The 13,835-nt window shown below is 64.2% G+C and carries 15 protein-coding genes and 4 tRNA genes; 3 read left to right on the top strand and 16 right to left on the bottom strand.

The genetic code is table 11. The features are described 5' to 3' along the window. Nucleotides 1–13: 13 nt before the first annotated feature. The 3 genes from ACQPYR_RS04965 to rplJ form a co-directional block, all read right to left on the bottom strand. Complete coding sequence (locus ACQPYR_RS04965; RefSeq protein WP_387294393.1) at nt 14–1,090, bottom strand: ABC transporter ATP-binding protein; 1,077 nt, start codon at nt 1,088–1,090, stop codon at nt 14–16. 241 nt (nt 1,091–1,331) lie between these two features. Then, nucleotides 1,332–1,712, bottom strand: a complete 381-nt coding sequence (gene rplL / locus ACQPYR_RS04960; RefSeq protein WP_043698929.1) for a 50S ribosomal protein L7/L12 — start codon at nt 1,710–1,712, stop codon at nt 1,332–1,334. A 65-nt stretch (nt 1,713–1,777) separates the two neighbouring features. Next, on the bottom strand, nt 1,778–2,317 hold the full coding sequence (rplJ, locus tag ACQPYR_RS04955) for a 50S ribosomal protein L10 (protein WP_040696007.1): 540 nt from the start codon (nt 2,315–2,317) through the stop codon (nt 1,778–1,780). Nucleotides 2,318–2,747: 430 nt separating this feature from the next. On the opposite strand from rplJ, the gene ACQPYR_RS04950 reads away from it, so the two are divergent. Beyond that, entirely contained in the window at nt 2,748–4,361 is a 1,614-nt protein-coding gene (locus ACQPYR_RS04950) for an MFS transporter (RefSeq protein ID WP_433628129.1), read from the top strand. A gap of 69 nt (nt 4,362–4,430) precedes the next feature. On the opposite strand, the gene ACQPYR_RS04945 is transcribed toward ACQPYR_RS04950, so the two are convergent. The 11 genes from ACQPYR_RS04945 to ACQPYR_RS04895 all read right to left on the bottom strand — a co-directional run bounded on the left by ACQPYR_RS04945 (nt 4,431) and on the right by ACQPYR_RS04895 (nt 10,580). Beyond that, on the bottom strand, nt 4,431–4,964 hold the full coding sequence (locus ACQPYR_RS04945) for an NADPH-dependent FMN reductase (RefSeq protein WP_433628126.1): 534 nt from the start codon (nt 4,962–4,964) through the stop codon (nt 4,431–4,433). Between the two features lie 209 nt (nt 4,965–5,173). Then, on the bottom strand, nt 5,174–5,887 hold the full coding sequence (gene rplA, locus ACQPYR_RS04940) for a 50S ribosomal protein L1 (protein WP_433628123.1): 714 nt from the start codon (nt 5,885–5,887) through the stop codon (nt 5,174–5,176). A 77-nt stretch (nt 5,888–5,964) separates the two neighbouring features. Further along, nucleotides 5,965–6,399 (bottom strand): 50S ribosomal protein L11, encoded by a 435-nt coding sequence (gene rplK / locus ACQPYR_RS04935; protein ID WP_062983809.1) that lies wholly within the window; start codon nt 6,397–6,399, stop codon nt 5,965–5,967. A 51-nt stretch (nt 6,400–6,450) separates the two neighbouring features. Beyond that, nucleotides 6,451–7,230, bottom strand: a complete 780-nt coding sequence (gene nusG, locus ACQPYR_RS04930; RefSeq protein WP_433635013.1) for a transcription termination/antitermination protein NusG — start codon at nt 7,228–7,230, stop codon at nt 6,451–6,453. Nucleotides 7,231–7,335: 105 nt separating this feature from the next. Then, nucleotides 7,336–7,719 carry a preprotein translocase subunit SecE gene (gene secE / locus ACQPYR_RS04925; protein WP_040696019.1) on the bottom strand — a complete coding sequence of 128 codons (384 nt, stop codon included), beginning with the start codon at nt 7,717–7,719 and terminating at the stop codon, nt 7,336–7,338. Nucleotides 7,720–7,825: 106 nt separating this feature from the next. Next, nucleotides 7,826–7,898 (bottom strand) — tRNA-Trp (locus ACQPYR_RS04920). 231 nt (nt 7,899–8,129) lie between these two features. Next, nucleotides 8,130–9,194 carry a fused (3R)-hydroxyacyl-ACP dehydratase subunits HadA/HadB gene (locus tag ACQPYR_RS04915; RefSeq protein ID WP_433635012.1) on the bottom strand — a complete coding sequence of 355 codons (1,065 nt, stop codon included), beginning with the start codon at nt 9,192–9,194 and terminating at the stop codon, nt 8,130–8,132. 264 nt (nt 9,195–9,458) lie between these two features. Then, nucleotides 9,459–9,629, bottom strand: a complete 171-nt coding sequence (gene rpmG, locus ACQPYR_RS04910; RefSeq protein WP_011211653.1) for a 50S ribosomal protein L33 — start codon at nt 9,627–9,629, stop codon at nt 9,459–9,461. A 43-nt stretch (nt 9,630–9,672) separates the two neighbouring features. After that, nucleotides 9,673–9,748, bottom strand: a tRNA-Met gene (locus ACQPYR_RS04905). A gap of 90 nt (nt 9,749–9,838) precedes the next feature. Continuing rightward, nucleotides 9,839–9,911, bottom strand: a tRNA-Thr gene (locus ACQPYR_RS04900). 177 nt (nt 9,912–10,088) lie between these two features. Further along, nucleotides 10,089–10,580: a YajQ family cyclic di-GMP-binding protein gene (locus ACQPYR_RS04895; RefSeq protein WP_433628118.1), complete on the bottom strand. Its 492-nt coding sequence runs from the start codon at nt 10,578–10,580 to the stop codon at nt 10,089–10,091. A 204-nt stretch (nt 10,581–10,784) separates the two neighbouring features. Between ACQPYR_RS04895 and ACQPYR_RS04890 the strand changes: the two genes are divergently transcribed. Next, nucleotides 10,785–10,867 (top strand) — tRNA-Tyr (locus ACQPYR_RS04890). 279 nt (nt 10,868–11,146) lie between these two features. After that, nucleotides 11,147–11,611: a MarR family transcriptional regulator gene (locus tag ACQPYR_RS04885; protein WP_433628115.1), complete on the top strand. Its 465-nt coding sequence runs from the start codon at nt 11,147–11,149 to the stop codon at nt 11,609–11,611. An 18-nt stretch (nt 11,612–11,629) separates the two neighbouring features. On the opposite strand, the gene htpX is transcribed toward ACQPYR_RS04885, so the two are convergent. Next, a complete protein-coding gene (gene htpX / locus ACQPYR_RS04880) occupies nt 11,630–12,505 on the bottom strand; it encodes a zinc metalloprotease HtpX (RefSeq protein WP_433628112.1) in 876 nt (291 codons plus the stop codon). Nucleotides 12,506–12,726: 221 nt separating this feature from the next. Next, nucleotides 12,727–13,812, bottom strand: a complete 1,086-nt coding sequence (locus ACQPYR_RS04875; protein ID WP_433628109.1) for a polyprenyl synthetase family protein — start codon at nt 13,810–13,812, stop codon at nt 12,727–12,729. Nucleotides 13,813–13,835: the final 23 nt, after the last annotated feature.

Below are 13,835 nucleotides of genomic sequence, written 5' to 3'. Positions count from 1 at the left end.
ACGATCGCAGATGTTACCCGTTAGTTGTGTTGTGGCGCACGGTAGTGTCGAATGACCCACCCTGGTATCCGCCCAGCTCCCCATTCTGGTACGCCATCACCTGCGTATCGTCGCTCTGCTCGAGTGACTCACGGATAGCCGCCTGGGCCGCATGCGGGAGGGTGTGCATGATCTCGCGGACACGCGCCTGACGGCGAAGCACCGCCTGACGCACCGGCATACCCGGGGTGGCCCGCATCTGCGGAATGATGCCCTCGACCTCCTCGGCGCCACCGTGATGGTGCCCGGCATCGACGAGGGCCTGCTCGCGCGCCATCTGCGCCTCGTCCTTCTCCTCCGACATACCGATCGGACCGATCATCCGACCGTTGAGGAACTGCTTTACCACCGGCTCCTCCGAGGTCAGCAACACCTCACGCGGACCGAACATCACCAGCGAGCGCCGGAACAACATCCCGATGTTGTCAGGCACCGTGCGCGCCAGGTTGATGTTGTGGGTGACGATCAGGATCGTCGCGTCGATCTGCGCGTTGATATCGATCAACAGCTGCGACAGATACGAGGTACGTACCGGGTCCAGACCGGAGTCGGGCTCGTCGACCAGGATGATCTGCGGGTCCAGCACCAGCGCGCGGGCCAGACCGGCACGCTTGCGCATACCACCGGAGATCTCACCGGGCAGCTTGCCCTCCGCGCCGAGCAGACCGGTCAGCTCGAGCTTCTCCATCACGATCTTCTTGATGTCCGATTCGGACTTCTTCGTGTGCTCACGCAACGGGAACGCGACGTTGTCGAACAGGTTCATCGACCCGAACAACGCGCCGTCCTGGAACAGCACACCGAACAGCTTGCGGATTTCGTAGAGCTCCTTATTGGAGCAGGTGGTGATATCGGTGCCGTCGATGAAGATCGAACCGCGCTCCGGACGCAGCAAACCGATCAGCGACTTCAAAAAGACGGACTTACCGGTACCCGAGGGGCCGAGCAGCGCGCTGACCTCACCCGAGGGCAGCGTCAGTGAGACGTCCTGCCAAATTCGCTGTGAACCGAAGGATTTGGTAACACCCTCGGTCCTGACCTCGACGCCCACGCCAACCTCCACAAATTCTCAGCGAGCCACCCACCGGCGAACCGCGCTATTCGGTATCACGGTGTGTCGCATCACAGTGGGTGCGGTCACTGTATCCCATGAGCATGACGCGGCACACCCTTACCTGACCGAAGAGTAACCCCGAATCACTCGCAATATTCGCATTACCGTCGCATGCGTCATGACAACGCAAACGGGCGGCCCCCAATGGGAACCGCCCGTTCGGCGAGTTACTCGCGAATTACTTCACGGAAACCTTGGCGCCGGCCTCTTCCAGCTTCGCCTTGGCAGCCTCGGCGGCGTCCTTGGCGACCTTCTCCAGGATCGGCTTCGGGGCGCTCTCGACGAGGTCCTTGGCTTCCTTCAGGCCCAGGCCCGAGACGATCTCACGGACCACCTTGATGACCTGGATCTTCTTGTCGCCGGCACCCTCGAGGACGACGTCGAACTCGTCCTGCTCCTCGGCGGCCTCGGCCGGAGCGGCAGCGCCACCGACGGCGGCGACGGCGACCGGAGCAGCCGCGGTGACCTCGAACTTCTCCTCGAACTTCTTGACGAAGTCCGACAGCTCGAGCAGGGTCATGTTGCCGAAGGTCTCGAGCAGTTCGTCAACGTTGGCCATTGTTGTTTCCTTTCGGTAGTTGGTTGTCTATGTGGGCGAGCCGCACGCGATCCACCCGGGGGGTGTTACTCGGCGGCAGCTCCGCCTTCTTCGGCCTGCTTCTTCTCCTGCAGCGCGGCGGCCAGGCGGGCCACCTGCGAAGCGGGAGCGTTGAACAGACCGGCAGCCTTCGCCAGGTTGCCCTTCATCGCGCCGGCCAGCTTGGCCAGCAGCACCTCGCGGGACTCCAGGTCGGCGATCTTCTCGACCTCGGCAACGGACAGCGCGGCGCCGTCCATGTACCCGCCCTTGATGATGAGCGCCTTGTTCTCCTTGGCGAAGGTCTTGATGGCCTTCGCCGCGTCGACCGGCTCGCCCTTGATGAAGGCGATGGCGGTCGGTCCGACGAACAAGTCGTCCAGGCCAACGACGCCCGCTTCCGCAGCCGCCCGCTTGACCAGGGTGTTCTTGGCGACGGAGTAGGTAGCGCCTTCGCCGAGCGCGCGACGCAGATCGGTGAGCTTACCGACCGACAGACCACGGTATTCCGTGATGACTGTGGCCGACGAGCTCTTGAACTGCTCCGTGATCTCCTCGACCGCGGTGACCTTCTCGGGTTTTGCCATACTTCGCCTCCTCTCTGGATGTCGGTTCGTATTCGAACTGCCGAGTACCAGGGGCCAGCGAAAAGCGAACGCCCCGAACGCAGAGCGTTCCGGGGCGCAATTAGGGTGATCGACCCGGGCATGGCCCAGATCGAATCCCAGCCTCGGTCCTCCCTGCGTGGGCCGCCGGCTCGATGCCGGACCTTCGACCACGCCCGAACGGGCGCAGCGACCAACGGTCTTCGGTAGAACGGATTGGGTAGTCATCGAACTCGTCGATTACTTCGGTCCAGAGTAGCCGAATCCGCCCCCATCTGCCAAAACGGCTACGAACGGAACCCTTCCGCGCCCGAATCGTTATGGCGCAGCTCACAATTCAGCCCAATATGTGTCGGACGTCGCCGCAGTAAAGCGTTACCAAGAGTCACAGTTACTGTTTCACTACCTAACTATGGCAACCTCCATAGTTGATCCACCGGTGCTGTTGGAACGACGCACCAGACGCTTCATCGCTCCTGCCGTCATCTGTCTGGCGGAGCTGCTGGTCGTCCTCGACAACACCATCGTGAATGTGGCCCTGCCCTCCATCGGAGTGGAATTGGCCACCGGCGTCAGCGGCCTGCAATGGGTCGTCGACGCGTACACCCTGACCTTCGCCGGATTGTTGCTGGCCTTCGGCAATCTCGGCGATCGCTACGGACGCCGCCGCGTCATGACGATCGGCCTGGTCGGCGTGGCCGTCATGTCCATCGGCGGTGCCCTGTCGGAATCCATGGGCAGTGTCATCGCCGCCCGCGCTGCGATGGGAGTTTTCGCCGCGGCCGTCTTCCCCGCGACGCTGGCGCTGATCATCAATATCTTCACCGATAAGCGCGAGCGCGCACTGGCCATCGCCGCGTGGACGGCCATGGCCGGCTTCGCCATCGCGATCGGCCCGATCTCCGGCGGCTGGCTACTGGAACACTTTTCGTGGCATTCGGTCTTCTGGATCAATGTGCCGGTAGCGCTGATCGCCTCGGCCGCCACCCTGATCTGGGTGCCCGAATCGCGATCCGCCCAAGTGGGGCGGCTCGATCTGCCGGGCATCGGATTGTCGGTCACCGGCATCACCGCACTGGTGTGGGCCATTATCGAAGCGCCGCGTTACGGCTGGCTTTCCACGACCACACTCGGCGCCGGCGCACTCGGCGTCGCACTGCTCGCGGCGTTCATCACGTGGGAATTGCGTACCAGCGCACCGATTCTCGATATGCGACTATTCCGCAATCGCCGATTCTCCATGCCCGCCTTGGCGATTGCGGTCGGCTACTTCTCGATGTTCGGGTTCCTGTTCCTTATTACTCAGTACTTCCAAGGGGTGCGGGAGTACACGCCGCTCGAATTCGGTATCGCCTCACTGCCGTTCGCGTTCTCGGTGGCGGTCGGCGCACCGATCGCGACGCTCATGGCGACCCGCATCGGCACCACGCCGGTGATCGTATTCGGGTTGTTGCTCACCGGTGTCGGGCTGTATCTCGGCGGGCAGGTGACGGTGGACAGCAGTTATGTCATCGGTGTGCTGCCGTCCATGGTTTCGATGGCGTTGGGCCTGGCCATCGTGCAGGGCCCGGCGACCGAATCGATCATGGGTTCGCTACCGCTGAACGAAGCTGGCGCGGGATCCGCGGTCAACGACACCACCCGTGAGATCGGCGGCACCCTAGGCGTCGCGGTCCTCGGCTCGATCGTGGCCTCCTACTACACAACTCGCGTCTCGCCGCTGATCGACCGGGTGCCCGCCGGGATGATGAACTCCGACCAGCGCAGTCTGGTGAAGGCCAGTCCGCTCAGCGTGCTGGAGGTCCGCAAACGAGAACTCGCACCATTCTTCGAGGTCCAGCGCGAAAATCTGATCACCGCAATGAAGACGGCAGCACTGCAGGGTTCCCACGCCGCATCGCTGGTCGCCGCCGGCGCGGTCGTGGTGTGCGCGCTGATCGTCGCCATCTTCCTACCGTGGGATGTGCAGGACGGCGAATCGGTGCTACTCGGTTGGCGCAAATCCGCAGAGCCCAAGGAAAACTGACCATCGAGGCAAGTCGAATGGTGGCTCGGTCCCGGATCGAGCCACCATTCGACTCCCTTGGACGGGTGGTCAGACGAGAGTGGTCTGGTGGACCAGGCGGGTGAGGGCTTTCAGTGCGCCGGTGCGGAATTCGGGGGCGGTGACCAGGCCGTTGGTGTCGACGGCATCGCGGGCTACCGGGAGTCGGGCACAAGTGCCCGGATCGACGATGGCACCGACGTAGCCCAGCACCGTGGTCAAGGTGGTGGCCGCGCCTTCGCCGCGGCCTTGGGCGGCGACATTGAGGAAGGCAGTCGGCTTTTCGTAGAGATCGGCGGTGCCGACGGTCCAGTCCAGCAGGTTCTTGAAGCTGCCGGGGAGGGTGCCCGCGTATTCGGGAGTGCAGAGCAGGACCGCATCGGCGCGCGAAATATGTTCGTGCAGTGCGACAACCGACGGATGACCGGTACCGTCGTCATCCGGACTGAAGGCGGGCAGTTCGGCGAGACCTTCGTACCAGAAGGTCTCGACACCCTCCGGCGCGATCGCCGCGACTGTGCGCAGTGCGGCGGTATTGGTCGAAGCACTACGTGTGCTTCCGGAGATGAGCAGTACGGCGGTCACCTCATGGCCAACCGTCGCCGCGCGGGAATTAGTCCGGTGCGCGATATGTCCGCAGCACCGCGAGCGCCCATATGCCGCCCCAGGAAATCTGCCGAAATACGCAAAGGGCGGGAACGCGATTCGCGTTCCCGCCCTTGCGGTAAAACTCAGCTTCCTGCGATAACGCTCAGCTTCCGAAGAGCTGGGCTACCGAAGAGCCGGGGTGCTACTTACGCATCCTCGTCGAGGAGGTTGCGGGTGCGGTTCGGGTCCACCGGGATGCCCGGTCCGGTGTTCGTCGAGACCGTAACCTTCTTGACGTAGCGGCCCTTGGCGGTCGACGGCTTGGCACGCAGGATCTCGTCCAGCGCCGCGCCGTAGTTCTCCACCAGCTTGGCATCGTCGAAGGACGCCTTGCCGATGACGAAGTGCAGGTTGGCCTGCTTGTCGACGCGGAAGTTGATCTTGCCGCCCTTGATGTCGTTGACGGCCTTGGTCACATCGTTGGTGACCGTGCCCGTCTTCGGGTTCGGCATGAGGCCGCGCGGGCCGAGGACACGCGCGATCCGGCCGACCTTGGCCATCTGGTCCGGGGTGGCGATCGCGGCGTCGAAGTCCAGCCAGCCGCCCTGGATCCGCTCGATCAGATCCTCGGCGCCGACGGCGTCCGCACCGGCGGCCTCGGCCTCGGCGGCCTTCTCACCGGCCGCGAACACGATGACGCGGGCGGTCTTGCCGGTGCCGTGCGGCAGGTTGACCGTGCCGCGGACCATCTGGTCGGCCTTACGGGGATCCACACCGAGACGAACGGCGACCTCGACGGTCGCGTCGGTCTTGGCGGTTGCGGTCTCCTTCGCCAGCCGCGCGGCGGCCAGCGGGGAGTAGAGCTGAGTGCGATCGACCTTCTCGGCCGCGGCGAGATACGCCTTGCTTCGTTTTGCCATGATTTTCTGTCCTTAATGTGGTTCAGAAGTGGTTATCGGGTCTGGCCGACCCTCCCACCGGGATTGCGAGTGCGAACTCACGCCTCGACGGTGATACCCATCGAACGCGCGGTACCCGCGATGATCTTGGCCGCCTGGTCGATGTCCTTGGCGTTCAGATCTTCCTGCTTGGTCTTGGCGATCTCCCGGACCTGGTCCATGGTGACCTTCGCGACCTTGGTCTTGTGCGGCTCGGCCGAGCCCTTCTGCACACCGGCGGCCTTGAGCAGCAGCTTGGCGGCGGGCGGGGTCTTCAGCTTGAAGTCGAAGCTCCGGTCCTCGTATACCGAGATCTCGACCGGAATGACGTTGCCACGCTGCGACTCGGTCGCGGCGTTGTACGCCTTGCAGAACTCCATGATGTTGACGCCGTGCTGACCGAGCGCGGGGCCGACCGGAGGGGCCGGGTTCGCCTGGCCGGCCTGGATCTGAAGCTTGATGATCCCGGCGAGCTTCTTCTTCTTGGGGGGCATCTTTCTTTCCTAGGGTTTTTGTGTCCTTGCTCTTTGCAAGATTCGGGGGTCCTAGATCTTCGCGACCTGGGTGAACGCCAGCTCGACCGGAGTCTCGCGACCGAAGATCGACACGAGCACCTTCAGCTTCTGCTGCTCGGCATTGACCTCGGAGATGCTGGCGGGCAGCGTCGCGAACGGGCCGTCCATCACGGTCACCGACTCGCCGACCTCGAAGTCGACCTCGATGACCGGCTTGGGTGCGATATCGGTGGCGGTCGAAGCCGCGGCGGCGGCTTCGGCAGCGGGCTTCTTCTGCTGCTGCGCGGCCGGGACCAGGAACTTCACCACGTCGTCGATGGAAAGCGGCGACGGCCGCGAGGTGGCACCGACGAAACCGGTCACACCGGGGGTGTTGCGCACCGCGCCCCACGACTCGTCGTTGAGTTCCATCCGGACCAGGATGTAACCGGGCAGCACCTTGCGGTTGACGTGCTTGCGCTGACCGTTCTTGATCTCGGTGACCTCTTCGGTCGGCACCTCGACCTGGAAGATGTAATCCTCGAGGTCCAGGTTCTGCACGCGGGTCTCGAGGTTGGCCTTCACTTTGTTCTCGTAACCGGCGTACGAGTGAATTACGTACCAATCACCGGGGGCGCGCCGCAGCGCGGCCTTCATCTCGGCAACCGGGTCGGCGGGTTCGGCATCGACAGGAGCGGCCTCGACAATTTCGGCGTCAGCGGCGTCGGATTCGTCGACAACAGCTTCCTCGACGGCTGCGGACTCCTCGACGGTCTGCACCGCTTCGTCGACCGGGAACTCGTCGGTTGTGTCGTTCTCCGGGGTGCTCACTGGGGCACTCGCTTCCTGTGTCGTCACGTACATCCTTTGCGTACCGGGCCTGGCGCGCTGTAACGCGCCGGCTCGGGGTCGGCTACCGGCGTCGGCGGCGATCAGCTAGCCGAACAGCCAGTTGACACCCTTGATGAACGCCAGATCCAACCCGCTGATGAACGCGACCATGAAGATCACGAACACCAGAACAACGCTCGTATAGGTGACCATCTGCTTCCGGTTGGGCCAGATCACCTTGCGCAGTTCCGCGACTACTTCGCGCAGGAACTTGATCAAACGCTTGAACGGGTTACCCGTCTTCTTGCGTTCGGCCCGATCGGTCTTCTTGGCTGCCTTGCCCGACGTGGGCCGATCGATCGTGGCGACCGAGCCCGAATCGGCATTGCGACTGCGCCGCGCGGACCTCTTACCGCTCGGCCGAGCCACCGCGGCGGTGTCGTCGTCCTCGGCATGCGCGCCGTGGCGATTGTCCCGCTCGTCGCTCACGCCGCCACCTCACTACGCTCGGCGCCGCCGTGCGCGATGCGCGCTGTGCCAATGGCTCGCTCGCTACGCTCGCTCACGTCGATCCTTTCGTCGCTGGCATCCAGGGCAGGGGCGACAGGACTTGAACCTGCAACCTGCGGTTTTGGAGACCGCTGCTCTGCCAGTTGAGCTACGCCCCTTCGGTTGGACGATCCAGCTGTCCAACCACTGTTCTGTGTGCAGTTGTCGTTCTTCCATCTGGTGTCACACAACACGCGCGCCACTCCGGCAGTTGCCGGCCCCGTCGGCGAATCCTTGCGGACTCACCTGGAACCAGCCCTTGCAGAGCAGCGCGCAGCGGCTGGTGACCCCAGAAATCTGAGTGTACGTTACCGCCTGCGGCATATGCCAATCAGGGTCGCTCGACCAGGTCAGGCCAGTTGGACCGTCGCGGTGGCGCGTCCGAAGATCTTCTTGCCCGCCGACTTCGCCACGATGGCGACGACCGCGGTCCGAGTCTCCGGATCCACCGACTTCACCTTACCCGTGAACTCGACCTCCGCAGGCTCCTCGGAGCCCACGTAGACCGGGCTGGTGAAGCGGACGTTGTACTCCTTGATCGCGCCGGGATCGCCGAGCCACGAGGTGACGAAACCGCCGCCGAGGCCCATGGTGAGCATGCCGTGCGCGACCACGTTGTCCAGGCCGACCAGCTTGACGACCTCGTCACTCCAGTGGATCGGATTCGCGTCGCCGGAGACGCCCGCGTAGTTCACCAGATCGCCGCGGGTCAGCCGGACGGTACGCGGAGGCAGCTCGTCGCCGACGGCGATGTCCTCGAAGTCGATCGCGTGCTTACTCGGCACGATCGCAGGCACCACGGGCGCGGGCGCCGCGAGCGCATCGGTGGCGGCACCGGTGCGCGGATGGTGGCTCGGCGCGTCCTCGCCGATGCCGTGCATGAGCACATTGCGGACCGCGCCCTGCAGGTTCGGATCGATATCGCCGCCGCTGCGCCCGATCAGCGTGGTGTAGGTGGTGAGCACCACCTCGTCCTGTGCGGTGACGATGTTCTTGGTGACGATGATGTCGCCGCCGAAGGCCTGCCGGAACGAGTGCAGGTAGACATCGCAGACCAGCTGATCGCCGACCTTGATCGGCCGGTGGAATTCCAGGATCTGATCGGTCTGCATGATCTGGCTCAGGTCGTAGCCCGTGACGATCTGCTCGAAGAGTTTGCGCTGGGCCAGAATTCCGACCAGGGAGATGAAGGTGACCGGGGCGAGCAGGCTGTCGTAGCCGTACTCCTGCGCGGCGTCTTCATCCCAGTGCACCGGGTGGTAATCCTGCACAGCGCGCGCGTATTCACGCACCTTCTCGCGGCCGACCTCGTAGTAGTCGTCGACGCGGTAATGATGACCGACCATCGCCGCGGCGTGCGCCGCAGGATCGAGTTCTTCGTCCGCTGCGACCGCTTCGTCTGTACCGGTGTTGATTGTCACGGGAGGACTGTACCTATCTGACCCCGAGCCCCGGAGTCGACGGAGCGTTCACGACTGCGCCTCGCTAGCGCTCGGCTCCGTCGTGCCCGCTTGGCGGCTGTGTCGATCGGTTACTCGCTTCGCTCGCAACGCCCACCGCACTCGAGTCGGTAAAACACGTCAGGGCCGGACATATGTCCGGCCCTCGCAAGTGTCACGACCCGAGAATCCGGGACCGACCCGGAAGCCAATCAACGCGGCAGCGGCACGCGTGGTGGACTAGCGGGATTCGCGATGCGCCCGGTGGGTGCCACAGTTCGGGCAGAACTTCTTCAGCTCCAGCCGATCCGGGTCGTTGCGCCGGTTCTTCTTGGTGATGTAGTTGCGGTGCTTGCACTGCTCGCAGGCCAAGGTGATCTTTGGCCGGACATCGGTGGACTTCGCGGCCACGATATTCCTTCTTTCGGGTCAACCAGATGGTCTGATCGGTTTTTGGTAGCGATGGCCGGACTTGAACCGGCGACACAACGATTATGAGTCGTTTGCTCTACCGACTGAGCTACACCGCCACGGGGTCGCATTGCTTGGTGATGCCGCGCCCGGCCCCACAGAGTGGAGGTTGTAGCGATGCCGAGTCGGTCACCACCGGCAATCCGGCGAGCCCCCTAACGGAATCGAACCGTTGACCTTTTCCTTACCATGGAAACGCTCTGCCGACTGAGCTAAGGGGGCATGACTAGCTCCGCACCGTGACCAACGTTCAGGACTCCGGCGCGGCGAAGTCTTGAACGAGGTTACACACTCACCGGTCGCACCTCCAAACCGGGTGGTCAGAGCGGTTTTTGCGACCACATACGGAGGGCCGCCAGCGACTGCGCGCAGGTCGCTCGAAAAGATCGGCCACGACGCCTACCGGTAATTGACGAACTGCAGCGCGATGCCGAAGTCCTCACCCTTCAGCAATGCGATCACCGCCTGCAGATCGTCGCGCTTCTTACTGGAGACGCGTAGTTCCTCACCCTGGATCTGCGCCTTGACGCCCTTGGGCCCCTCGTCGCGGATCTTCTTGGAAATTTTCTTCGCATGCTCGGCGTCGATGCCCTGCACCAGCGTGCCGGTGATTTTGTAGGTCTTGCCGGAGGCCGCGGGCTCGCCGGCATCGAAGGCCTTGAGCGAGATATCGCGGCGAATCAGCTTTTCCTTGAATACGTCGAGCGCCGCCTTGACCCGCTCCTCGGCCTCGGCACTGAGCACGATCTTGTCCTCACCGGACCATTCGATACTTGCGCCGGTGCCACGGAAGTCGTAGCGGGTGTTCAGCTCCTTCTCCGCCTGATGCAGCGCGTTGTCGACCTCCTGACGGTCGACCTTGCTGACAACATCGAAAGACGAATCGGCCACACTTCGCTCCTGTCCTGGCGGTCCAACGGGTCCCAGCTGACCCTTTCGACGACCTGCAAGCAGTCGCCGGCGACCAGATGATCCGGTCACCGTCAGTTCTACCCCGGAGCGCGACCCTAGTCCCGCCACATGGCCGATGGCCAGCCGGTTTGCATTCAGGGTGCAGGTTCGTTGTAAGCTGCTCTGCGCGCCGAGAAGCGCGACGGCAGGTTGCCCGAGCGGCCAATGGGAGCAGACTGTAAATCTGTCGGTGAAAGCCTACGTAGGTTCGAATCCTACACCTGCCACCGAAAGCCCCCGTCGATCATCATGATCGACGGGGGTTTCTCATTTGCCGCGTCGGCGCTGTTCAGCAACTGTGGCAATTCGGCGAGTGGCGTGGCGACCCACACCGTGCTCACGCTGCAGCCGCTCGACCGCCGGAGCCAATTCGGGGGCCGCTTGCCGCGTCCTTCCGGATCGCCGGGCGGGCCGCCGATCGCTGGTACTAGCCTTGCCAGAGAGATTAGATTTTGCTTTGCAAGCAAAAATACTTTGCAAGCAAAGACTATTCGGAGGTGTGCGGGATGTCGACGGGTGCGCGTGGCATCGGGGTGGACGAAGGCATTCGGAGTCTGCTGCTGCTCATGCCACGGGTGGTGGGGCGGGCCAAGAAGATGCGCGTTCCCGAAGAGCTGCAATCGTTTTCGCTTGCTCCGCGGCATCTGTCACTGCTGGCGAATCTGGTGTTCGAGGGGCCGATGACAGTGAACGAGCTGGCGGCGCGGTTGGAAGTCGCGCCGACGACGGTCAGCCTGATGGTGGGCGATCTGAGCCGTCAGGGGGTGCTGGAACGTCGCTCGGATGCGGCGGATCGCCGTCGAACCATCGTCGCCATCGCGGCAGCGCACGAGAAGTCGGTCAATGCCTGGCTCGGCGGCAGTGCGCGGGCGTGGCGGAAGGTGCTCGAGCCGTTGAATGCCGAGCAGCGGCGGATGTTCGTCGAGACGCTACGGGCCTTCGAACAGGAACTCGCGACCGAACACGATTGAGCGCGTCGGGTCCGCCGATCAGTAGTTGCGGGGCCCGCCCGCCATTTCCTCGAGACGGGCGATGCGATCGGCCATCGGGGGGTGGGTGGAGAACAGGCGTGCCGCACGCTCACCGGCCCGGAACGGGTTGGCGATCATCAGGTGCGACTGGGCCGTCAGCTGCGGCTCAGGGGGCAGCGGGGCCGCCTGTACGCCGCGCTCCAGCTTGCGCAGCGCCGAGGCCAGGGCGAGCGGATCGCCGGTGAGTTCGGCGCCGGATTGGTCGGCTTGATATTCACGGGAGCGGGAGACGGCCAATTTGACCAGGGTCGCGGCGATCGGGCCGAGCAGCGTCACCAGGATCACGCCGAGGATATTGGGGCCCTCGCCATTGCGGTTGCCGCCGAACATCGAGGCGTAGAAGGCCAGGTTGGCCAGGCCGGAGATGACGGCGGCCAGTGCGCCCGCGATCGAGGAGATCAGGATGTCGCGGTTGTAGACGTGCGATAGCTCATGGCCGAGCACCGCGCGTAGTTCGCGTTCGTCGAGGATCTGCAGGATGCCGCTGGTGCAGCAGACCGCGGCGTGGCGCGGATTGCGTCCGGTCGCGAAGGCGTTGGGGGCGTTGGTCGGGCTGATGTAGAGCCGCGGCATCGGCTGACGCGCCGTGGTCGCGAGCTCACGCACGATGCGATAGATGACCGGGGCCTCCAGCTCGCTGACCGGCTGGGCGTGCATGGCCTTGAGCGCGATCTTATCGCTGTAGAAGTAGGCGTAGGCATTCATGCCTACGGCGAGCAGGATCGCCAGCAAGAGAATCATCGGGCTGCGGAACAACGCCCCGACGAACACGATCAGGGCCGAGAGGCCGACCATGAGCCCGAACGTCTTCAGCCCATTCGCATACCCGTGCATATCCGCCTCTCCGCGTATTCAGGCCATACAAGTCAGTGCCGCGAGACTTGGTCACCGGTCCTGCGTCAAGTGCCTGGTGGGTTCTGCGCGTACCCGGCGAGTTACCCATGTACTCACGAAATCAGTCGTCGCGGTTGCCACGATCTCACCGATTGGATTACACCAGGTCAACGCCGGGGGCCGAGCGAAGGTTCCTGATCGAAATGTGAGCTCCGTGCCACCTAGCCGACGCGTTCGATGGTGTAGCGGACCAGATGCTCGAGGGCGTCGTTGGCCGGGCCCGACGGCAGCGCGGAGAGTTCGGCGTGCGCGATATCGGCGTAGCTCTGCAGCTTCTCCTTGGCCAGCACCATGCCGCGCGAGTGGGCGAGCAGGGACAGCGCCTCCTCGACCTCGTCGTCGGTCTGCAGCGGGTGGGCCAACAGTTTGCGCAGGCGGTCGCCCTCGGCGCCCTCGTCGCGCAGCGCGTACAGCACCGGCAGGGTGTGCACGCCCTCGCGCAGGTCGGTGCCCGGCGTTTTACCGGATTGTTCGGCGGCCGAGGAGATGTCGATGATGTCGTCGGAGATCTGGAAGGCGGTGCCGACCGCATCGCCGAGCCGAGCCAGCCGCTCGACGTGTTCGGCATCGGCGCCGGAGAAGGTGCCGCCGAAGCGTCCGGCGGCGGCGATCAGCGAGCCGGTCTTCTCCCAGACCACGCGCAGGTAATGCTCGACCGGATCCTGGGATTCGCGGGCGCCCATGGTTTCCCGCATCTGGCCGGTGACCAGTTCGGCGAAGGTTTCGGCGATGATCCGCACGGCATCGGGACCGAGGGTCGAGGTCAGCCGTGACGCGTGCGCGAAGAGATAGTCGCCGGCGAGGATGGCGATGCTGTTGCCCCAGCGTGAATTCACGCTGGGGGCGCCGCGGCGCATCGGGGCCTCGTCCATGACGTCGTCGTGGTACAGCGTCGCCAGGTGCACCAGCTCGACCACGGTGCCCGCAGTGATCAGCGCCGGATCGGTGGGGCGCGGACCGAGCTGGCCGGTGAGGATGGTGAACAGCGGGCGGAATCGCTTGCCCCCGGCCTTGGCCAGATGCAGCGCCGCCTCCTGTAGGAACAGTTCGCCGTCGGACAGCTCATCGATCAGGAGTTGTTCGACATCGATGAGGCCATTGCGCACGGTCTCCGCGAGTTCGGTATCACCGAGATCGACTCCGGCCACCACCGTGCTCTCATCACGAGCAGCTGCGCCTCGCTGACGCTCGGCTCCGCTGTTCGTGACAGACGCTGCGTCATTGATTCGCTCGCTCCGCTCACTCATGGCCGATGTGCTCATCTCTTCTC

The organism is Nocardia sp. CA-120079, from assembly GCF_050955745.1.
Lineage (GTDB): Bacteria > Actinomycetota > Actinomycetes > Mycobacteriales > Mycobacteriaceae > Nocardia.
The sequence above is the reverse complement of the archived record's forward strand: the minus strand, read 5'-3'. Positions and strand labels throughout refer to the sequence as shown.

Bases quoted from the DNA above. Each gene is read 5' to 3' on its own strand.
- ACQPYR_RS04875 (WP_433628109.1), bottom strand. From the start codon at position 13,812: ATGAGTGAGCGGAGCGAGCGAATCAATGACGCAGCGTCTGTCACGAAC.
- htpX (WP_433628112.1), bottom strand. From the start codon at position 12,505: ATGCACGGGTATGCGAATGGGCTGAAGACGTTCGGGCTCATGGTCGGC.
- ACQPYR_RS04885 (WP_433628115.1), top strand. From the start codon at position 11,147: ATGTCGACGGGTGCGCGTGGCATCGGGGTGGACGAAGGCATTCGGAGT.
- rplL (WP_043698929.1), bottom strand. From the start codon at position 1,712: ATGGCCAACGTTGACGAACTGCTCGAGACCTTCGGCAACATGACCCTG.
- ACQPYR_RS04950 (WP_433628129.1), top strand. From the start codon at position 2,748: ATGGCAACCTCCATAGTTGATCCACCGGTGCTGTTGGAACGACGCACC.
- rplJ (WP_040696007.1), bottom strand. From the start codon at position 2,317: ATGGCAAAACCCGAGAAGGTCACCGCGGTCGAGGAGATCACGGAGCAG.
- rplK (WP_062983809.1), bottom strand. From the start codon at position 6,399: ATGCCCCCCAAGAAGAAGAAGCTCGCCGGGATCATCAAGCTTCAGATC.
- rplA (WP_433628123.1), bottom strand. From the start codon at position 5,887: ATGGCAAAACGAAGCAAGGCGTATCTCGCCGCGGCCGAGAAGGTCGAT.